At 68.9% G+C, this 20,632-nt stretch carries 18 protein-coding genes and 2 pseudogenes; 11 read left to right on the forward strand and 9 right to left on the reverse strand.

The genetic code is table 11. The features are described from left to right. Window positions 1-10 precede the first annotated feature (10 nt). From GLX30_RS05490 to GLX30_RS35850, 7 genes are all read left to right on the forward strand, one after another. Window positions 11-1,453 (forward strand): hypothetical protein, encoded by a 1,443-nt coding sequence (locus GLX30_RS05490; protein WP_208545368.1) that lies wholly within the window; start codon window positions 11-13, stop codon window positions 1,451-1,453. Continuing rightward, window positions 1,450-1,959 carry a hypothetical protein gene (locus GLX30_RS05495; RefSeq protein ID WP_208545369.1) on the forward strand — a complete coding sequence of 170 codons (510 nt, stop codon included), beginning with the start codon at window positions 1,450-1,452 and terminating at the stop codon, window positions 1,957-1,959. Before GLX30_RS05490 ends, GLX30_RS05495 begins: the two co-directional genes overlap by 4 nt. Window positions 1,960-2,403: 444 nt before the next feature. Then, window positions 2,404-3,006, forward strand: a complete 603-nt coding sequence (locus GLX30_RS05500) for an AAA family ATPase (protein WP_159684244.1) — start codon at window positions 2,404-2,406, stop codon at window positions 3,004-3,006. Beyond that, the gene (locus GLX30_RS05505; RefSeq protein ID WP_159684246.1) at window positions 3,003-3,626 is read left to right on the forward strand and encodes a guanylate kinase; all 624 of its coding nucleotides are present in this window, start codon (window positions 3,003-3,005) and stop codon (window positions 3,624-3,626) included. The genes GLX30_RS05500 and GLX30_RS05505 overlap by 4 nt, the downstream gene beginning before the upstream one ends. 156 nt (window positions 3,627-3,782) lie before the next feature. Further along, window positions 3,783-5,147 (forward strand): hypothetical protein, encoded by a 1,365-nt coding sequence (locus GLX30_RS05510; protein WP_244258017.1) that lies wholly within the window; start codon window positions 3,783-3,785, stop codon window positions 5,145-5,147. Between the two features lie 33 nt (window positions 5,148-5,180). After that, the gene (locus GLX30_RS05515; RefSeq protein ID WP_159684252.1) at window positions 5,181-5,999 is read left to right on the forward strand and encodes an SDR family oxidoreductase; all 819 of its coding nucleotides are present in this window, start codon (window positions 5,181-5,183) and stop codon (window positions 5,997-5,999) included. 1,209 nt (window positions 6,000-7,208) lie between these two features. Continuing rightward, window positions 7,209-7,340, forward strand: coding sequence for a hypothetical protein (locus GLX30_RS35850; RefSeq protein WP_279632564.1), 132 nt, complete (start codon window positions 7,209-7,211; stop codon window positions 7,338-7,340). Between the two features lie 179 nt (window positions 7,341-7,519). On the opposite strand, the pseudogene GLX30_RS35035 reads toward GLX30_RS35850, so the two are convergent. The 6 genes and pseudogenes from GLX30_RS35035 to GLX30_RS05550 all read right to left on the reverse strand — a co-directional run. Next, window positions 7,520-7,729: pseudogene (locus tag GLX30_RS35035) on the reverse strand (ATP-binding protein); the annotation flags it as partial. A 6-nt stretch (window positions 7,730-7,735) separates the two neighbouring features. Further along, window positions 7,736-8,056, reverse strand: coding sequence for a hypothetical protein (locus GLX30_RS05530; RefSeq protein WP_159694880.1), 321 nt, complete (start codon window positions 8,054-8,056; stop codon window positions 7,736-7,738). Between the two features lie 181 nt (window positions 8,057-8,237). After that, window positions 8,238-8,390 carry a hypothetical protein gene (locus GLX30_RS05535; protein ID WP_159684253.1) on the reverse strand — a complete coding sequence of 51 codons (153 nt, stop codon included), beginning with the start codon at window positions 8,388-8,390 and terminating at the stop codon, window positions 8,238-8,240. After that, a complete protein-coding gene (locus tag GLX30_RS05540; RefSeq protein ID WP_159684255.1) occupies window positions 8,390-8,884 on the reverse strand; it encodes a hypothetical protein in 495 nt (164 codons plus the stop codon). Before GLX30_RS05540 ends, GLX30_RS05535 begins: the two co-directional genes overlap by 1 nt. A 608-nt stretch (window positions 8,885-9,492) precedes the next feature. Continuing rightward, complete coding sequence (locus GLX30_RS05545) at window positions 9,493-10,167, reverse strand: hypothetical protein (protein WP_208545371.1); 675 nt, start codon at window positions 10,165-10,167, stop codon at window positions 9,493-9,495. Between the two features lie 195 nt (window positions 10,168-10,362). Continuing rightward, on the reverse strand, window positions 10,363-11,250 hold the full coding sequence (locus GLX30_RS05550) for an NAD(P)-binding domain-containing protein (RefSeq protein ID WP_159684257.1): 888 nt from the start codon (window positions 11,248-11,250) through the stop codon (window positions 10,363-10,365). A 49-nt stretch (window positions 11,251-11,299) separates the two neighbouring features. Here GLX30_RS05550 and GLX30_RS05555 point away from each other — a divergent pair, with 49 nt between their 5' ends. Next, window positions 11,300-11,707: a MerR family transcriptional regulator gene (locus tag GLX30_RS05555; protein WP_159684259.1), complete on the forward strand. Its 408-nt coding sequence runs from the start codon at window positions 11,300-11,302 to the stop codon at window positions 11,705-11,707. Window positions 11,708-11,805: 98 nt separating this feature from the next. Here GLX30_RS05555 and GLX30_RS05560 read toward each other — a convergent pair whose 3' ends face one another. From GLX30_RS05560 to GLX30_RS05570, 3 genes and pseudogenes are all read right to left on the reverse strand, one after another. Further along, the gene (locus tag GLX30_RS05560; RefSeq protein WP_159694881.1) at window positions 11,806-12,273 is read right to left on the reverse strand and encodes an NUDIX domain-containing protein; all 468 of its coding nucleotides are present in this window, start codon (window positions 12,271-12,273) and stop codon (window positions 11,806-11,808) included. A gap of 191 nt (window positions 12,274-12,464) precedes the next feature. Then, window positions 12,465-14,044: pseudogene (locus tag GLX30_RS05565) on the reverse strand (CBM35 domain-containing protein). 1,062 nt (window positions 14,045-15,106) lie between these two features. Beyond that, a complete protein-coding gene (locus GLX30_RS05570; RefSeq protein WP_159684261.1) occupies window positions 15,107-15,988 on the reverse strand; it encodes an alpha/beta hydrolase in 882 nt (293 codons plus the stop codon). Between the two features lie 365 nt (window positions 15,989-16,353). Between GLX30_RS05570 and GLX30_RS05575 the strand changes: the two genes are divergently transcribed. From GLX30_RS05575 to GLX30_RS05585, 3 genes are all read left to right on the forward strand, one after another. Continuing rightward, window positions 16,354-17,640 carry a serpin family protein gene (locus tag GLX30_RS05575; RefSeq protein WP_244258018.1) on the forward strand — a complete coding sequence of 429 codons (1,287 nt, stop codon included), beginning with the start codon at window positions 16,354-16,356 and terminating at the stop codon, window positions 17,638-17,640. 146 nt (window positions 17,641-17,786) lie between these two features. Beyond that, window positions 17,787-19,010 carry a GDSL-type esterase/lipase family protein gene (locus GLX30_RS05580; protein WP_159684264.1) on the forward strand — a complete coding sequence of 408 codons (1,224 nt, stop codon included), beginning with the start codon at window positions 17,787-17,789 and terminating at the stop codon, window positions 19,008-19,010. A 327-nt stretch (window positions 19,011-19,337) separates the two neighbouring features. After that, window positions 19,338-20,612 (forward strand): hypothetical protein, encoded by a 1,275-nt coding sequence (locus GLX30_RS05585; RefSeq protein WP_159684266.1) that lies wholly within the window; start codon window positions 19,338-19,340, stop codon window positions 20,610-20,612. Window positions 20,613-20,632 lie beyond the last annotated feature (20 nt).

A 20,632-nucleotide genomic window follows, 5' to 3' on the forward strand; every position in this document is an offset into this window, starting at 1 on the left:
TCACGAAATCATGTCCACGGATGTTTCCAAACTCACCACTGTCGCCGAGAAGTGGGAGGAGATGGAAGGCAGCTTCAACAAGATGGAGCGCGTTTACAGGCGGGATGTCCACGGTGTCTCGACCGGCGGCTCCTGGGTGGGCCTGAGCGCGCAGGCGGCGAATGACCGGTTCTCGGTGACGCTCAAGGAGCTCGAGGGTGCGCAGCGGGAGGCAAAGGCGGTCGCCTCCCTTCTCCGCGAGGCCTACACGCAGCTCGTTGACCTCCAAGGCAAGGTCAAGGCGTTGTGCGCCGATGCTGTCAAGAACGGAATGAGGATCTCGGATCAGGGCGTCGTGGCGTTCGACACGGAACGGCTCACCCAGGGCGAGCGCACTGCCTACATGCACGATCCTAGCTACCAGGAGAGTGCTCGCGCCAAGGCGTCCGAGTGGGCACAGCGGCTCGAGCAAGCGGTCAAAGCGGTCAGCGACGCCGACGACGGTCTCCGGCTGGCGCTGAATACTGCCGTCCTCGACACCGACTTCCTGGACGGCACGATCGGAGGCTTCAACAGAAATCCCACAGCAAGCCCCTACCCATCACTGGAAGCGGCCGGCAAAGCGGCCAACATGCCCCAGGACAGGAAGGCCGTCGCCGAGTGGTGGGCCGACCTCGACCCAGTCACCCGGGCCGTGCTGCTCAGGGAGCGTGGGGATGAATTGAGGGCAGCGGGAATCATGGACCCCCAGTACGAATGGAGGTCTCCTGACGTGGGTTCGGGCCCCTTCAACGTGGAAGAGCCCACGCCCCGGGACCTGGCATTCCATGCAGTGGCCCTCAGTATCGCCACGTCCGGCGATGTCATCGGACAAACCGCAGCCTCCCGGAACATGCTGCACTACCTGGGTGCCACCGGTGACACGTTGCATCTGGACGTGGACCGGATGCTGCACGACGACGGTGCGCTGAGGTCCGACATCGAGAACAACCACATCACCCCCAACAAGGAAAAGTGGCGCGAAGAAGCTCTCGCCGAGTTCACCAAGGCCGGAGGCAACAGACCGGTTGTCGTTCTCGTCGAAAGCGAGCCGTTCGGCGGCACGTTCACGCCGGACACCGACTGGTACAACGCAGTGGGCTCGCACCAGCAGACTGTTTCCGGCCTGGTCACCGTCAGGCCCGGCGAGGACGGCAAACCCGACGTGTCACTCGAGTACCAGGTCAACGTGTGGGACCGCTACAACTGGGACAAGGGGAAGTCCGCTACGTTCCCCGGAGGAATCGTCATCGAGGATGCCGACATGGGGCGCCTTCACACGGTCGGCATCGGCCAGGAGTTCGACATGCGCGGCAGCAGCTCGACTTACACCCAGGACATGAACGGCGACACGGAACCCGCCGTGAAGCCGGCTGATCCGGGCCGCGAGGGCGGTCGCGGGGACGTCTCTCGGGGCGATGAGGAGAACCGGTGAGCACCCGGCACAAGCACTGGAGCGTGCTAGCCGCCCTGTTCTCCGCGCTGCTGATCGCTTCCTGCTCCACCGGCGACCCGGGCAGGGTCACTCGCAACGACCCCTACCCGTACTGGAAAAAGGGTGCCGGCGCAGCTGAGGCAGCCAGCTTCATGAAGATACAGATTCCAGAGGGCGCCTCGGAGGTGAAGGGCGCCGTGCAGGTCAATCCTCAGGAGGACAGCTACATCCTCACCTTCCGCACCGACAGAACTACCGCGGCACAGATCGCGAAGGACCTACGGTCAGAAGACCCACCGGCTCCGTGGAAGAGCAGTTTCTCGCCGAAGCGTGAGCTCTTCCGACACCTTGGCCTCGCGGAGCCACAGACACTGAAGGGCCCTCTCCGGGCCAGCGTCTGTCCGCCGTGCGTGGAGGACGACCGGCGGCGCAAAGTCGCATGGATGGAGATCTACATCGAGAACTTGAGCTCCGAGCATGCCCGGGTATATCTGCACGCGTTCTGACCTAAGACCCATCGCGGTTGCGAGGATGGCCCGGCAGCAGACCGGCCTGTCCCGTACCTGCCCCGGCGGTTCCAGGTGGCCGCAAGAACTGTAGTGACCCCACATGCCGAATCCGAGCTCTCACGAGGACCAGATCCACCGGTGTGTGCCCCCTTGCATGGCGACGTGGGGCGGCGCCACGCTACAGGGCATCGAAAGGCATGTCGGTGAGGAGGCAGGGAGTTGTGTGCGGATCTCTCTGGCGGCGTACTGAGAGCTAAGGATGTCGGCCTGTGGCAAAGATCGGGTAAGAACGAGCGAACGGCCCTTGTCGGCCGCGCGTGCCGCCAGCAGAGGCCCCGGACCACCCGCCAACTCGCCGGTCATCACGGAATCTTGATCACCTAGGCGCCGACTCCCCTTAAACTCGGTGACAGGTGTTCAAGACTTCCGGGGGCCGGCGAAGTGACCACAGCGTTGGGCGCAAGCACCATCACTCTTGCCCTGGTGGCGGGCTACGCCGGCTCCGGCAAGTCCGAGGCCGGGAAGATCCTGGCGTCCGCCACCGGCTGGGCGATGCTCGACAAAGACACGCTGAGCCGGCCGATGACGGAGCGGCTCCTCGAGGCCCTGGGCGGGGACCCGGACGACCGGCACAGCCCGATGTATCTCGAGCACGCCAGACCGTTGGAGTACGCCTGCCTCATGAAGTCTGTCTGGGAGAACCTCGAGTGCGGCATCTCCGTGGTGGCGGTGGCGCCGTTCCTCGCCGAGAGTGCGGACGCCCAGTGGACGGCACGCGTCCGGCGCAGGTGCGGGAGGATCGGTGCCCGATGCGAAACGCTCTGGGTGGACAGCGACTTGGAGTCCATGCGTGACCGGCTCATCTCACGCGACGCCACGCGCGATACGTGGAAGCTCACTCACTGGCCCGAGTACACGAGCGGCATCGACATCGATCGCCGGCCGGTTGTTCCCCACCACGTGATCGACAACCGTATCGGCGCTTCTCGCCCGCTGGCCGAGCAGGTCGAGTCCGTCGCACAACGGCTTCTGGGGGATGCATGAGCGCAGTCGTCCTGTACGGGCCGCCCACCTCGGGCAAGGACACCGTGACGGCAGCTCTGCAGGCCGTCGACCCCCGCTTCCGGTTGGTGACGAAGCTGAAGCAGGGATCCGGACGGTCGACGGGATACCGATTCGTGTCGGCCGAGGAGCTCGAATCGCTGCGCCGCCAGAACCGGATCGTCGTGGCGACCCGGCGTTACGGCAACATCTACGCTGTCGACCGCCAGTCCTTGACAGAACCTCAGGACCACGGTCTGGTCCCCGTCACGCACATCGGCAATGTCGCGGACATGCGCACGCTGCTGAGCGGTGCGCCGGCGCAATGGCTGCGCGTCCTGCTCTGGGTGCCGAGGGACGTGTGCGAAACACGCTCACGGCAACGCGGGGACGCCGACACGGCCAAGCGGCTCACCGCCTGGGACGAGACAGCCCAGGACCTGCTCGACTCCGATCTGCGGAATCTCTTCGATCTCGTCGTCCGCACGGACAGGGCGGACGCAGAACGCACAGCCAAGGACATCACGGCAGCAGTGGGACGGGCGCCGGCAGCCCTGTCCCCTGAGGACCTGCTGGCGACGCTCGGCCTCGAGCCTGGCCCACCGGCTCGAGTCCACATGTGACTTCCCACCGGCACGGGCAGGCCGTGGAAGCGAACGACCACCGCCACACGCAGCAGGGGGATGCTCGTGGGAACCATCAGAACGCTCGAGGACCTAGCCAGAATCGGCCGGCAGCGAACCGTCGCCGACCGCTGTGTACACCTTCGTCATGACGAGGTGACGACCGACCTCCTTCTGGACAGCGTGTCCGGCGACCGCATCTTCCTGGACCGCCTCAGCGTGGACGGGACCCTGACCGTGCGGTCATGCCACATCGACGAGCTCGTCATCGACCACGCTCAGGCGGACGCCGTGCTGGTGGTCAACTCCCGGATCGGGCGCCTGACCATCAGAAACGCCTCGATGGGCTGTGACGTCACCGTCACGGACACCGCATTGGACTTCCTGGCTCTCCACTCCTGCGGCGGCATCCGACTGGAGCGGTTGCGTGTGGAGGAACTGGTGCAGATCAACGCCCTCCGTGGGCCCGTCAGGATCAGCAACACCCGCCTTTCGGCACTGACGGTCCGAAGCCAGGTCACCGGCGGCCGTCGCGGCCGTCCACGCGTGGAGGTCCGGGGCCTGCGCGCCCGCGAGGACATCACCTTCGACGACCTGTGGCTCTCCGCCCTCGAACTTGACGGGGTCGACACCCCGGAACTCACCCTGCAACGCGTCCGTCTGGACCAGCCGCTTCGGGCGAACGAGCTGCGTTGCAGCGAGACCGTGCGGGTCAACGGTCTGGTCATCCCCGCCGAGAACAGCACGATCACCAACAGCACCGTCCGTGGTCCGGTCGACGTCCACGGTCTGAAGACCGACGACAGCGGCGGCACGGACGCCGGCGGGGGCATCGCCCGCCTCTCCCTTCACAACACGACGGTCCTGTCCCTCACTTCGTCCTCCGAGACGTCGTCGGTGATCAGCCTGCACGGTTCCTCGGTGACCGGAACCCTCGGGCTGCCCGCCGGCGCATCCCGCTACAGCCTCGACGACTCCTCCAGCATCGGAGACATGGAGTTGGCCGGGCAGGTGTTCCGCGACGGGCGCCAGATCGTCTCGTTCCTGGAGCGTTCGTTCACCGAAGTGAGCGCCGTGGCCCTTGAGTCCGTCCGGTCCGCTCTGGTGAGGCGGAACCGCAATCGTGAGGTCGATCAGCTCTACTACCTCGCCAGACAGCGCGAGGCCCGGCTTCTGCCGCCGTTCCGTCGAGGCGTCACGCGCGGCCTTCTCGGGGGCGTACTCGGCTGGGGTGTGCGGGCCCGAAATCCGGCCCGCGTACTGGCCGCGGGCGTGCTGGTGACGGCGGTCGTGCTCCACCTGGCAGGCGCGTTACGCGAACCTGGGCAGGGGCTGGCGGACGTCACCCTCGCGGGGAAGTCGTTCGTGCTGGCCCTGGCATTGTGGCTGAACGTCGGCACCGGGATGCCCTCGGAGTTGAAGACCGCCGAATGGTCGGCGCTCGCCGTCTCGTTCACGGCCGCGGGGATGCTGTTCACCACGCTCATCGTCGGCATCGTCATCCGCAAACTGGTGCGTTGACGAGCTGGAGCAGCCGGATGGCAGAGTGACCTCATGGAAGAGAGCACAGCACCTGCCGTCTCCTACGGCCTGCGCGGGCGGACGTTCCTGGTGACCGGAGGCAGTCGCGGCCTCGGCTACGCGGTCACCCGCCTGCTCGCCGCGGAAGGGGCGTCGGTCGCGATCTGTGGCCGGGACAGCGAGACTCTGGCACGCGCGGCTTCCTCCGTGGAAGAGGACTTCGGCGGCACGGTCGTCACAGGATCCGTCGATGTGCTCGCCCCGGACGAGCTGGAGGACTTCACCCTCGAGGCAGCCGCCAGGCTCGGCGGCCTCGACGGCCTGGTCGCCAACGTCGGCGGCAAACGCGGGGGTGGTCTCCTCGACTCGACACGGGAGGACTGGCAGGCGACGTGGGAACTGAACGGGGGCCATGCGGTCCGGGTTGTAAGGTCGGCGCTCGAGGCCTTCCGACCCGGCAGCTCGGTGGTGCTCGTCTCCTCCATTTCCGGTTGGAAGCCACGATTCCCCGCTCAGTACGGTGCGGCCAAGGCGTCGGAGATCTACCTTGCGGGCGCGCTGTGCCAGGAGTTGGCGCCCCACCGGGTGCGGGTGAACACCGTCAGCCCCGGCTCGATCCTCCTGCCCGGCAAGAGCTGGGACCGGCTCCGGCAGCGGGATCCGGAGGCCTTTGCCGCCTATGCGGCCCGCAACCCCAGCGGGCGGCTGCTGAATGCCGAGGAGGTGGCCCGCGTCATCGCGTTCCTCCTCTCCCCCGCCTCTGAGGCCGTCAACGGCGCCCACATTCCCGTGGACGGAGGACAGCCGCAGGCGGGGCTGGGGCCGGGAGGGTCGGAGCAAACCGGTGCATGACGTCAGGTGGCCCCAAGGCGGACGCGTCCGCCCGCGAGGAGCCACCTGTCGGATCAGGGCTGCTCATTCAGGTCCGGTCGGAAGAACGGGCAGGTGGCCGGGGCGTCGTACTCGTGGACGACAGTCCGGTCCGAGTCGGCGGCTATGGTGAGAAGATCGACCGCGTCACCACGGAGCGTGTCCTGAGGTCTGTTGCAGTGAAGCCGCAGAAGTGGTGACTCACCAGGTTCCGAGGGCCGGTCGCTCTCCCAGGTTCCGGAGCCGTCGAACGAGTCGCCCAGTTCGTCCTGGTAGTAGTCCCCGATGGGCCGAACCGAATCAGAAGAATTCTTTTCATCACTTCGTCAGCGGCCTGAGCACTCCGTGCTGTTGCAGCGACACCATGTACTCGGCGGCGCGCTGGGGTGCGTCCCCGCCCCGAATGAGCACCCCTGCTTCGATGTTCCGCCGCGCTGCGGACTCGGTGAGGTTCGCGCTGCCGAGGAACAGGCCGACCAGGGGCGCGTGAAGGCGGTCCGGACTGGGAGGCGTTGTCGTCGTTCGTACTGGGAGCCGTCGCCGAGCTGGACAGACCCGAAGCGAAGCTGCCGGAGGGCGCCGTACGCGTCCCACTGCTCGATCTGCTGGACGACGAAGTCGACGTCACTCCTGGCCGCTACACCGGTTCCGGCACCGAAACGAGCGGCGTCGAGCTCGCGGCTTCGTGGGACGAGCTGGCAGGGGCACTGGGTGAACTCACCCAGCTGACGCAGCTCCTGTCGAAGCTGGACTTCGAAGAGGGTGAATCGCGCACCGCTGTCAACGTCGGCGACCTGGTCAAGGCCGGCGCCTTGACGCTGCGGGCGGGACAGCAGCCGACAGAGCCGACCGGTTCGGTACCGGGCGAGGGCGTTCCTCTGCTGACCGTTCCCGACCTGCTCATGGACGGCACGCCCCGCACGGTGGCAGCAGGCGTCGAGCACACCGTGGTCGAGGAAGGCGACGTCGTGGTGGCCTGGGTGGTCCGCGCATTCTGCGCGTGGGTGCACCAGGGGCCTCCTCTGGCGCTCGGACCACAGCTCTACATGCTACGGATGGATCCGGAGAAGCTGGACGCCCACTTCCTTGCCGGATGTCTGCGGGCTCCCCTCCAACGGGCGCCAGGCCGGCACACATGCCTCCAGTTCGTCACGTGTGGACATCCGACGACTCCAGGTGCTCCAACTGCCCTTGGAGGAGCAGGCCACCTATGCGGAAACCTTCCGCCGCCTGAGCTCCTTCCAAGAATTGCTGACGCAGGCGCAGGGTTTGGGAACCGGGCTGATCGACGATGTACGCGACCGTCTGGCGGCGGGCGGATGACGGACCGACGGACCGACGGCAGGGCGTACACACGGTGCCCGCGGCTCGTGTCACAGGGCGCGAGGAGTTCGTCGGCAGGAGCTCCCGAGTGTCTGCCGCTCAGCTGGGCGCGGAGGTGGTCGATGAACTCGGAGCTCTGCAGTGAGCAGTTGTCCGTTGCCGCCCCGATCGATCTCGCGGAGGCCCAGGGCGCACTCGAGCAAGACTGCGACGTCCCCGAGACCCGCGTCGTTGAGGGCACTGGTGAGCGCGGGGATGCTTCGTTGCCAGGAGCGGACCTCGGAAGGGCCAGGACCGTATTCATGCACGTGGAAGAACTGCTCGGTCAGGTACAGGAACAGCGAAACTGTCAGTGCCGCGACCGACGTGGCTGACGCCCGGCACAACAAGGTGTGCTAGTTCGGCCCGACCCACCGCACCGCCGCAACCATGCCCAGGACCAACGGCGGTGCCAGCCACCACCTGGCCAGCGCGCGTCGCGCCGATGGGGTGAGGGTGATCAGCAGGGCAAGACCCGCCGCGGCGATGGTCAGCACACAGGACAGGACGATCCCGGCGCGGGCGTCGTCGTCCCACGGCCCCGAGGGCCGGATGGTGAGCGCGGTCCAGCAGAACCACCCGGCGACGAGGTACAGCATCACCAGCGGCACGCCGAGGAACCACCGGAGGCATCCCTGATCTTCGGCGATGGTCGACTGCGACGACCGGTCGTGCATCAGCACGGTGCTTCCCTTGCCTTGTCGAAGTTGTCCACCAGCCGGTTCCCGTAGCGCTGGGCCCTACGGCTCCCTGTGTGGCCGCCGCTGAAGCGGGCAGCATGCCGCGGGAGTGAGGGCCAGTCGCCCGGTACGCATTGGTGGAACATACCCTTCGGCTCCAGCTTGGCTTGGCCATGGATCACGCCGGTTCCAGCAGAACGGCCGGCAGAGTGCCGTGCACGATCGGGTCTTTCGGCAGCGAGAGCCCGAAGAAGCGCTCAACGATGCCCAGTGCGGTGCGGTGCACGTCCTCTCTGTCCCGCTCCGGGTCCGGCAGGCCGGCGGCGGCCATCAGGTCCTGCAGCCGGGCGGCCGTGGCGGGGTCGCCGACGACCCCTGGTAACCCCACGAGGCGTCGAGATGCATATTGAAGGCACTCACCGGGCGGGCGGCGTGAAAGTAGGCGAAGTGCGGCGGGACCGGCTTGCCGTTGTCCTCGTCGTACTCCAGGAGGCAGACGTGCACGCCGCCGCGCGAGACCGGTTCCGGCGAGTCGAACTCGCCCGGCCGACCGCCGTACGCCACCGCGTAGGTCCAGTCCCCGTTGCGGCCGAGGCGCAGGCCGATGCCGTCGTAGTAATCGCCGTACGTGTCGTTGATGAGCTCCGACAGAGACTCCCCGGTGTGGTCCCCGACCGTCACGGCGGTGTGCTCCGTGTCGTACAGGACGGTCGCCGCGAGGCGGTCGGCGAGCTCGTCCGGGGACACCCCGCGGGCGAGCACCACATAGTGGCCCCCGAAGGCGATGGATTGGCGGGCAGCGAGCCAAGTCGTTCCGTCGGTCATGACGACCATCCTGACCGGTCCCTCCGACACCGACGTGCGAGTTCGCGCTTCCGTTGGCAAGCGCGGATCAAAAGCGCAGCACACGTGGAGCACCGCGTCGCGACGTCGGCCCTGGACGCTTGGTTCGGCGCCCCCGTCCACCTGACTGGCTGTCCAGCCTGCGACTTGCAGCGCCACACCGTGGGCTTCGGAGCACCAGGTTCGTGCCCGGTAAGAGGGCAGTCGACCCGTACACCGGGAATTTCCGATGTAGTCCACCGTCTTCTGCCCGACACCCTTCACCGCACGCAGGGCGGCACGATTCGCCCGGCGGTCGAGGCACGCGTGGAAGTCGTTACGGGTGCCGACGCCGCTCGCCATGAGTTGGTAATGATCCCGTGGGCGGTTGCCACTTGTTGTCGAAGTTCATGACGGCAGCGAGTGGTTCGGTAGCGAGACGCACCCGGAAGTCGCTGCCTGCTACCCCCTGCGGTGTCCGTCAATGAGGAAGTGGTCCAGGTGCGTACCTGCACTCAGCACCAGTGTCTTCTCCACCACCTGTGCCGGTACGAGGGCCGGCCGGCACCTGGGGCGGTGCCCGGTGTTGTCGTCCAGAGCTTCTGGTTCGGTTACCGATCCCGGTGGCTATGCGAGTTTGCCCAGGAGCGGAACTGCTGCTGTTCCGAGGCACTGAGCAGACGGCTGGTACCGGGCGCGGGCGGAATGGGGTCGGCGAAGGGTATCCCCGGGTCGACGGGATTGACGGTCGGCAGCAGCATCGGAGGCGTCCCGGTGAAGGATGCCAGCCTGAAGGGCACGGGTATGGGCACCCGGATGAACGGCGGCAGGAACGGCACTTCGGGCAGGCCCCGAGATGTCGGCCCTTCGGGTTGCGGCAACCTGACACGCTCGGCCGACGAGTCCAGCGCGTGTGCCACGTTGCCCAGGTCCTGTATCCAGGAGTCGCTCAGCACCGCGTCGTGCAGCCCGCCGTCGTACCCGTTCGCCCCGAACATCGGCTGGTCCCACGGCATGTCGACGGCGAAGAGATCATTGTGGTGCTGCTGGATCTTCTCCTTGGCCGCCTCGACGTGGTCCGCGTACCGGTCGCACGCCTTGGCGAGTTGCGAGCATGCGGCGACCAGATTGGTCACCAAAGGCTCGTCCACCTCTGCCTTCGCCGGAGGGCAGGTGAGACCGATGAAGTATTTGACGTAGGTCCGAAAGGCATCTGCGGCCTCACCGGAGTGAGCCTTGCCAGCAGTACCGGAGTAGGTCTGCGCGTCTTCCAGGAACCGCTGCATCAGGGAACCGGCCTGCCGCCAGGACCCGGCGACGTCCCGGAGCGGACGGGAGCATCAGCGGTGGGCCGGTACGAGGGACCGTCCCACCGCACGCATTCGGCAAGGCGGCGCAGCACCTCGTCGACGTGGGGCGGGCTGGGGCGGGGTGGCACAACCCGGCCAAGGCCGAGGCCGATTACCCAAGGGCGGGATCGGTCAGGCGTCGCCGTTGGGTTTGGCGAACTCTTCGATCAGCACGGGATACTGCTCCGCGCCGTGTCCGGCGGCGATCGCACGGTCGGCCATCGCCTTGAACAGCTTCGGCAGTTCGGCGTTGACCCCCACCGCCTCGCTCTCCTCGATCAAATGCACCATCGCCCGGGCGTCGGTCTCCAGCGCGGACACCTCGGCCGGGAAGGAGCCTCTGTCGATCTGCTCGGCATAGCCGGGCAGCCATTCGGCCACGCCGGCAGCGATCTGCTGCGCGAACGGCGCATACGTCGCGGCGTCGACACCGGCCGTCCTGAGCAAGGCGGTGCCCTGGAGCCAGGCGTTCAGGACGCTCCACATCATGGCGAGGCCGGCCACGTCGTACAGGGACGCCAGCCCATGGTCCGCACCGAGGTAGGTGACGGTGCCGAGGCTCTCGAGTGTCGACTTGTGCGCCTCGAAGTCCGACTGCGGACCGCTGTGCAGAATCACCGCCTCCGCTGTTCCGATGGCAGGCGGGACGGCCATGATGGCGCCGTCCAGGTAGCGGGCGCCTCGCTGCTCGGCCCATCGGGCGGCTTCCCGGGCCTGGGCCGAGTCACCAGAGGTCAAATTGATCAACGTCGTGCCGTTCAGGTCGACATCGCTCGCGCCGAGCAGTTCCCGCACGGCGTCGTAGTCGGTCACGCAGATGATCGTCAGGGAACCTGCCCGGATCGCGTCGCCTACCGTCGGCGCCAGCTGTGCGCCGTCGGCCACCAACTGGTCCGCCTTGGAGGCCGTACGGTTCCACACGGTCGTGGGGTGCCCGGCTTCCAGGAAGGCGCCGGCGAGTGCCTGACCCATGAGTCCGAGTCCGATGACTGTTACAGGTGTGTCGGGTTCGTTGTTCATGGCAGCATCGTCAACGTTGATACCGGTGTGAAGGTCAAGCGAGGTTTCGATGCGGATCGGGGAACTCAGTCGCCGGACGGGCGTCAACGCCCATCAGTTGCGCTACTACGAGGCCCAGGGCCTGCTGGAGGCAGACCGCGGCGCGAACGGCTACCGCGAGTACGACGAGAGCGCCGTGCTGCGGGTGAGGCAGATCCGGCACCTGCTCGGTGCCGGGTTGTCCTCCGAGGACATCGCGTACCTGCTGCCCTGTGCGGTCGGCGAGGTCCCGGAACTGCTCGGCTGCCCCGAGTTGCTGGCCGCGATGCGGTCACGGCTGCAACGACTGGACGACCAGATGGCCACGCTCGCCCGGTCCCGCGACGCTCTCACCGGCTACATCGACGCGGCGGAGCGCATGGGCGGCGAAAGCTATCCGCCCATTGAGGACACCGAGTTGCAGTCCGTTCCCGCCTGAACGGCCGGGTTCCTCGGTCCTGGTTCTGCGCTTGACCGCCTTCCACGGTCCTGTGTGAGCCGGAGGTCTGCCGAGCGAGCCGGACAGCTGCCGGCGCCTCAGTGCTGGATCAGGCCGCCGACAGGGACGGGAGCGACGTGGCCTGTTGCCGGAACCGTCAGCGCCAGGGCGACGCCGATGTCCACCAGTGACGAGCGGCGCAGGCAAGCGACGTCGGGAACGGGCGTCCAGATCGACTCGGCGGTTTCACCGGTCGGCTCAGGGCGGAGTCGGCCGCCGGTGACGCGGACCTGGTAGAAGATGCCGACATTCTGGTGCTCGACCCCAGCACGCGCGGCTGCCGCGGGGATCACCCTCGAGTCCACGCCCAGCAGGCGTTCGACCATGGCGTCACAGCCGGTCTCCTCAGCAAGTTCCCGGATCACAGCGTCGAACGGATCTTCCGCATGCTCGACCCTGCCGCCCGGAAGAGTCCACGTCGACTCGCCCTTCGGTGACACGTGCCGCGCCAGCAGCACCCGTCCGTCCTCGATGCACACGGCGTAGGCCGCCAACCGGAAACTCATCTCCGCGCCTTCCGCCGGAACTTTCCCAGCGCCCAGATCTACCAGGCGCCACATCTCCACGTGCGTCGTGTCGAGTTCTCTATGGCCGGATGAGGCGCAGCGGCGCTGACCGTGCCGAGGGAACGGCCCTGCCCGGTCCATCCGGTGAAACGGACGGGCCGGGCAGGGATGTCCCGGTGCACGGCGGCAGGTTACGGCGTGACCGCCCGGCCCCCGAAGGTGACCACCAGGCGGCCGTCGGAACCGTACGACCAGTTCAAGGCTCCCGCGTAGGAGGAGCAGCGGGATCCGCTGGAGCCGGTCCAGAACTGGTTCGTGCTGTCGGCGTTACCCACGGTCTTGTCGTTCGACCCGTCGCCGCTGCGGCACGAGACGTTGTTCCGGAACACCGAAGTGCCCGCGTCGAAAGAGAAGTTGCGCTCGGCGTTGTCGATGCTGATGTTGTCCGAGACCGTCATCGTGCCCGGGTTCCTGTTGTAGGTGAACCCGTGCTTGCCGTTGTCGTAGGCGATGCTGCGCCGAACGACGTGGTCGACCTCGATGTCCTCGCCGCCGAGCTTGTAGCCGTTGCGGTCGCCGCTCGAGTTCTGCGTGCCGTCGGAGAGGGTGCCGTTCTCGTAGGCGAGAGAGTCCTCGATGGTCACGGCGCCGATGGGCCCGGTGTCCGTCTTGGTGTAGAGGTCCCAGCCGTCGTCGATGTTGTTGTGGGCCACGGCGTAGCGGAAGACGTTCCCTGGGCCGGAGGTGAGCTTCGCGGCGAAGCCGTCGGCGTCCTCGCCGTCGGAGTCGGCGTTGTCGTGCGACTCGGCGCTCAGGACCAGGTTGTTGGACGGCCACTGGTCGCGCGGGGTGCTGGAGAGCATGCGCGAGAGCTGAAGCCCGGTGTCACGGTTGAAGCGGGTCACCGTGCGCTCGAAGACGTTGTTGCTGCCGCCGACGAAGATCCCGTTGTCACCGGCACGCTCGACGACGATGCCCTTGACGTGCCAGTACGACCCGTTCACGGCGAGCCCGCGGTTCGCCGGGTCCTCGCTCTGGGCCGAGAAGTTCAGTACGGGGGTCTCCCCGGGTACGCGGCCAGTTCCGTGCGGTCGCCCGACGTGCCGTTGTTGCCCTGGGGGACGGTGACCGTCTGCGAGTGGCGGTAGGTCCCGCCGCGCAGGTAGATCGTCCCGCCGGGGGTGATCCGGCCGATCGCCGAGGTGAGCGTCGTCGGGTCCGACTGAGTTCCGGAGGCGCTGTCACTGCCGTTCGGCGCCACGTACAGCGCCGAGCCCGACGGCGGCGGAGTGGTGGTGTCGCCGCTCGTCTCGACGTCGAGGTGGTCGATGTTGGGCAGGCCGGCGGAGGTGGTCGGGCTGAGTAGGACGGTGTTGCTGCCAGCCCGGACCGGCACCGTGAGCGTCTTCGTCGCCCACGTGCCCCACGCGCCGGTGCTCTCGAACGACGCCGATGTGGCCGTCGAGCCGTTCATCGTGACGGTGGCGGGTCGTGCGGTACCGCTGCCGTTGGCGAAGCGCACGCCCAGTGTCGCCGTACCGGCAGAGGGGGCGTTCACGGTGAACTGTACGTAAGCGCCTGACGCGTTGGTGGCGTTGCAGAAGCCGCTGCCGGAGTAGCCGGACCAGTCCGAGTCGATGGTGCCGGTACAGACCGCAGAGGCGTTCTCGGCCTCGTAGCGGATCGACGCGGCCTGCGCCGGGTTGCCGGACAGCGCGACGAGCGCACCGGCGAGCAGGCCGGTGCACGCAAGGGCGGGTCGTAATTGCATCGTTCGTCTCCAGGGTGGTCGGCTCGTGCGACACGGGGTCGATGAAGAGGGGGGTCGAGCAGTTGCGCGGGGCTGACGTTCGATCGGTCGGAGCGCGATAATGGGCAGCAGGCACGTTCAACTCCATGAACTACACGGTGAGTTCGGAGTCATAACGTTCACGGGGTAAGCGCTTTCCTCGGAACCTAAGCGTCCACCGTACGGGCGTCAATAGACATGTACTTGATTGTTCTTCATACACATGAACCAGCCATTGGCAGTTCGACGAGAGGCGCGGCGTAGGCCTGTGCAGCAAGCGGTCGGTCCAACTGCCGCTGCGGAGGCGCGCGTTCGGCACCACCCGGCGCCTGGCCTGCGCGCGGGATGCACTCACTTCGAGACGGACGAGGACCTGGCGCAGGTGGCCGTGCGGAGAGCGCGTGGACTCTCTATCGCGATCGACCCTTGACGGCGCGGGACCCCGGACATGGTGCGGAACCAACGGGCCGGCCGGCGTGAACCCGGACGGCGGCTTCTTCGCCCCACTGCCCGCTACAGGAGCGGGTGGACGGCCGTTCATGATGACGGGCACCGAGGCCGTACACAGCCCTGCCGCTGAGCGGAGCGACTGGCCGGACGCGTGGGCGACGCGCTGAACGGCTGGAAGCGCTGGCTGACGGTGGCGGGCTCCGAGTACTTCTCGTTCACGGACCTGCCGGTGCCGGCCCGGTAAACCGGACCTCACCGATCCTGCGGCGCCGCTCCTCCGGGCAGCGCGCGCGGCAACTGACGCGTGACGGCACAGCCGCCTTCTTCGGCCTGCATCTACGCGGCCTCGAACAGCCGCTGCTCGACGGCCACGCAGCCGAACGCCCGGAGGTCACCTTCCAGCAACCGTGAGCGGGGGCGACGGACGGGCAGGCAGCCGGGCAACGTGGGCAGCCGGTCAGGCGGGCACGCGGGCACGCGGGCACGCGGCGGATCGTCGTCCGCGAAACGCTGCTGTCCCGCCCTCTGCCCGCAACCCGCTCCGTCGCCCCGCGCCCGCCCTGGCCCTGGGGCTCTGGCCCTGGCCCTGGCCCCTCAGCGCTCCACGTACAGCACCTCGCGGAGAGCCTGCGCGAACTCGGCCGGTGCCCCGTGCTGGCCGTACTCGCCGCCCATGAAGCCGCCGTGGTTGCTGGGGAAGATCGCCGGTTCGGTGCCCAGCCCCGCGGCGACCTCCGCTGCGGCGCGGGCGCAGAACTCGCCCTCCGACTCCTTGCCCGCCGCGACGACGATGCGCGTGGAGGCGGCGCGCAGCGCGCCGAAGTCGGGCCGGTAGCCGGTGCAGCCGCGCATGTTCTGGCCCAGGAGCGGGTCGTCGCGTGAGCCGTCGTCCTCGGTCGGCAGCCCGAAGGCGGCGGGGTCGGGAGCCGGCTCGTCGGCCCAGTCGTCCGGGAAGGGCCCCTTGCGGCCCGCCATCGCGATGAACTTCGCCATCGCGGGCCCCAGTCCGTCCCGCATGTACGTCGCATGGATGTCCGCGCAGACCGCCAGCGCCGCCTCGCTGTCCGGCAGGACCGGCGCCGCCGGCGGCTCGTGCGCGACGAGTGTGCGCACCAGTTCCGGGTGCCGCGACACCAGGGCGAGCGCGTTGACGGCCCCACCGCTGCTCGCGAACATGTCCACCGCCCCGGCATCGAGCGCCTCGATCACCCGCCGCAGATCGTCGGCGTGCTCCTCGGGCACGATCTCCACCGCCCCGTCCTCACGGATGCTGCGGCCGGCGCCGCGCGGGTCGTAGGTGACGACCGTCCGGTCGGTGAAGTGCGACGCCAGCGTGACGAAACCGCTCGCGTCCATCGGTGAGCCGACCAGGAACAGGACAGGGTCACCGGCCCCGGCATCGGCCCGGCCTCCCCGCACGTCGTACCAGATCTTCGCGCCGGGGGTCTCCAGCGTGCGGGTCTCGATCTCGACCATCGTCGTCTCCTCGTATCTGTGCCGTCACGAGAGCAGACCGGTGGCCCCGCAGGAACTCATCGCTCCCGTGCGCATCAATCGGTGGAAGGCAAGGCGCCCTTCGCCGGCTCTGGTCTCGATCAACGGCCCGGCCGCGCGACAAACCCCTGGACGTCGGTTCGGCCACCGGCGAGGATGCCGGGTGATCGTCCTGTTCCCAGGGTCCACCGTTCCACCGTGACCAGGACGATCCGCCTTGGCGGTGACCGCGCCGGAGGCGGATACGCCACTCGAAGCAGCGGTGCCGGCCGACTGCCGCGAGAGCCCGGCGCCTTGCGTGCTCAGGACCGACGGTCACGGTGCGTTGTGAGACCCGGGGGGATTGCGTGCAGCCGACAGCCACGTCCGTACGTGCCGTGAACCGGCTCACCGAGCGGTGGGCGGGCAGCCTGCGGGGGGCGGGCGGGACCGTCGTCTCCGCCACTAGCCTGTGGCCGCTGCTCGCGTTCCTTCAAGACGCCGCCGGCGGACCGGCGCGGGACGAACTAGGGGACGCGACCGGTCTACCTGCGGCCGAGGCGGCCGGAGCCGCGCGCGGACTCCTCGAGGCGCTCGGCGCGGTCCGCGGCACGCGTAACGCGCTCGGTCTCTGGACCCGAGCCGATCTGCCGCTGCACGCCGACTGGAGGGCACGACTGCCCGCCGGAACGGTCGGCACCATCACCGGAGACCCGGCAGCCGACCGCAGGACGCTCGACGGATGGGCCGATGAGCGCACCGAAGGCCTGATCCGCAGCATGCCGGTGGGCATCGACGACTCCACTCAACTCGTGCTGGCTGCCGCGCAGTCGGTGCGGACGCGATGGCTGCGGCCGTTCCACGAGACAGAGGTGGTCCCGGAAGACGGCCCGTGGCAGGGGCAGCTGCTGCTCGGGCTGCACCGCACCACCTCGCTGTTGGACCGGGTGGCCGTGGCGGAGACCCCGGACGGTCCTGTGACGCTGCTCAAGATCCTCGGCAGCACCGGCGTCGACGTCCACCTCCTCCTGGGGTCCGTTGATATGCCGCCCGCTCAGGTGCTGAGTCACGGAATCGGCACTCTCGCAGGCGCAGGCGCAGGCGCAGGCGCCGGCCCGGTGCCCGGTGACCGCCTTCCCCTCGGAGAGGCCGGCCCGGGTCTGAGGGTGTCGACCGTGCGCCGCCGAACCCCGCGGCCCGTTCTCGAAGTCCTCACGGTCGCGTACCGCGTCGAGGCGGACCACGATCTGCTGAAGGTACCCTCGCTGTTCGGCCTGTCCACGGCCACGGACGCGAGCCACGGCCACTTCCCGGGCATCAGCCCTTGTCCGCTGGCGGTCGGTTCGGCCGGCCAGGGCGCCGTTGCCGTGTTCGACGCCAAGGGCTTCGAGTCCGCGACCGTGACCGCGATCAGCGTCATGGTCGGCGGTGCGCCACCCCCGCCGCGGTACACCGTCCGCCACGTCGAGGCGGTCCTCGACCGCCCGTTCGGCTTCCTGACCGTTCACCGCACCTCCCGTCTGGTCCTGTCGGCGGGATGGGTGACCGAGCCCCTGCCCTTCCCCGAGGACCACGAGCACGACGAGAACCGTGGGTACGACGAGGGCCCCCGGCTCGACGAGGGCCGCGGGCGCGACGAGGCGGTCAGGCCGTGACCGCACTGCTCGAGGGCCTGGCCGTCAACCCGGGCGCCCCGGCCGGCCCCGGTTTTCGACCGCTCACAGGCCCGGGGCGTGGCACCGACCCGGGCGACACGGCAAAAGGATGTGCGGATCAGGATTCCGGTTGACACGCTGAGGTCATGGACCACCAGCCCGATCCCCGCCCCGCCGCCCCCACCACGCCCCGTACGACCGAGTGGGTCACCACACCCCTCACCGAGGAGCTCCTGCGCGGCGCGCTCGATCTGGAGCGCACCGAGCAGGGTCTGTTGCCGCACCGGCTGCCCGCGCGTGCCCGGGCGCAGTTCCCCGACGGGCAGGTGGCCCTGGCGGAGTCCCAGCCTTCCGGCGTGCGGGTGGTGTTCCGTACCCGGGCCACCGCCGTCGAGCTGGACACCCTCCGCACCAAGGTGGCCTACGAGGGCGCTCCGCCCCGGCCCGACGGTGTGTACGACCTGCTCGTGGACAGAGAGCCGGCCGGGCGTGCCAGTGTCACCGGCGGCAACGTCCTGATGACGGACATGGCCACCGGGTCGGTGGAGAGCCGGCCCGGCCCGGTCGGCACCGTCCGCTTCACGGGGCTGCCGGACCGGGTGAAGGACGTCGAGATCTGGCTGCCGTACAACGAGATCACCCAGCTGGTGGCCCTGCGTACCGACGCACCCGTCGAGCCCGTTCCCGACCAGGGCCGCAGGGTGTGGCTGCATCACGGCAGTTCGATCAGCCACGGCTCCGACGCCGAGAGCCCGACGACGACCTGGCCGGCGCTGGCCGCTTTGCGCGGCGGCGTGGAGCTGACCAACCTCGGCCTGGGTGGCGGCGCCCTGCTCGACCCCTTTACGGCCCGCGCCCTGCGGGACACCCCCGCCGACCTCATCAGTGTCAAGATCGGCATCAACCTGGTCAATACCGACCTGATGCGTCTGCGTGCCTTCACCCCCGCGGTGCACGGCTTCCTCGACACGATCCGCGAGGGGCATCCCACGACGCCGCTGCTGGTCGTGTCGCCGGTGTACTGCCGCATCCACGAGGACACCCCGGGCCCCACCCTCCCGGACTTCAGCGAACTCGGCACGGGGACACTGCGGTTGCTGGCGGCGGGCGACCCGGCGGAGCGCGCCGCGGGGAAGCTGACGCTCAACGTCATCCGGGCGGAACTGGCCCGCATCGTGCAACAGCGGGCGTCCGACGACCCCCACCTGCACCACCTCGACGGCCGCGACCTTTACGGCGAGGCGGACTTCGCCGACCTGCCGCTGCCGGACGAGCTCCATCCGGACGCCGCGACACACCGCCTCATGGGCGAACGCTTCGCCGAGCTGGCCTTCCGTGACGGAGGACCGTTCGCCGTCGGCGGGTCCTGATCGCCGCGCCGGCGGTTCTGCAGCCCGCTGCCGAGGGCGATCGACCGCCGGCGCCGAGGACCGGCCGGGGCGGGAGCGGCAGGACGTGGATCCGCATGTCCTCGTCGTGATGCCCTCGAAGCCCGTGCCCCTCGTTACCCATGCCCTGGTCACCGAGTAGAGGCGCAGGCTGTTGCGGCCTGCCGCCGCACGGTCAACTGCCTTACCACCTGGCGAGGTTGAGCCCTGGGGTCACGCGCCGTCCGAGCCACCCACACCCCCGCGCGACCCGTATCCTGGGCCCGCCCGTAATGATCACCGGTTTCCCGTATCGGAGGCGTCCCCCCGTTGGCCACGGATCTCAGTTCCGTCATCGGCGTCCGCCAGACCCTCGTCGTCATCGTGCCGGTACGGCTCACCGCCCGTCCCCTGTGGCAGGTCGGGCCCATACCTTTCGACCTGGGCAGCCGCCGCACCGACGCCGCCACCCGGGAGACGTACTTCACGCCGGCCGCCGCACGTGCCCTGTACGGGACTCCGGAACGGCCCTGCCGCTGGCACCGGTTCATGGACGTACGGCACGAGGCGCTGCATCTGAAGGGCATCGAGCTGCTGCGCATCGCCACCGCCCGGCATCCGGACCATGCGCTCGCCGTCCTCCACTTCGACGTCGAGGGCCCTGCACTGCTGGAGACACTGCGCGCGATCGGTCGCCGCGACGCCGCCGTACCGGATCCGCTCGAAGGGCCCCTGTCCCCCGCCGCCCTGCTCGACGGCATCGCGACGCCGCGCGGAGCCTCCGCGCCCTTCGCGATCGCCCGCCCGTACACGGTCGCCTTCCTCACGCCCGACGTTCACCACACGCCCGTCCTGCGGGACGACGAGGGCCGGCTGCCGGAGAGCGCCGACCGGTGGCTGTGGTCCCTCGCCTCGCGGTCGACGGCCGCCGACTTTCCCACCCCGCTCGAGGAGTGGCCCCGGCGGACCGAGCACGCGCTGCGGATATCCGCCGACTGGAGCGCCTTGGTACTGCGACACGGCGCCGCGTTCCTCGGCCACCGGGCCGACCCGGGCGGCAGCGACTTCTACGCCTTCGCCGAGCTGCATTCCCGTACCGTCTACCTCGACGCGCTGCTCCTCGGCACCATCCAGCGCGACCACATCGACGAGCTCACCGACGGCCTGTCCGGCGTCTTCGACGGGCCCGAGCTCGCCCGCCGGGTGTCCGCCCTCGAACGGCACATCGCCACGTTCCGCAGTACCTACTGGCGCCAGCACCTCACCGCCCATGGCCCCGCCAATGAACTGCTGCTGACCTTCCAGGCCCAGCACCGCCTGCCGGTCAGGTTCGACGAGATCCTCGCCGAGGCGGCCGACTACGCCCGCCTGGTGCAGACCCAGGAGAGCCAGCAGATCGCCGGCGCGCTCGGCGTCCTGACGATCCTGGGCCTGCCTCTCGGCACGGCCCTCAGCATCCTCCAGGTGCTGGGCGCCAAGGGACTCACCGCCCTCGCCGTCGCCCTGGTCGGCGCCCTGGCGGCGACGGCCTTGATCCTCACCACCCGCTACGGCCGCCTGGTCCTGTCCTCGCTGCGGGGCCGGAGCACGCGCGGCGACCGCTGAGGGACGGCGGCCCCGCCGGT

It is taken from the genome of Streptomyces sp. Tu 2975 (assembly GCF_009832925.1).
Taxonomy (GTDB): Bacteria; Actinomycetota; Actinomycetes; order Streptomycetales; family Streptomycetaceae; genus Streptomyces.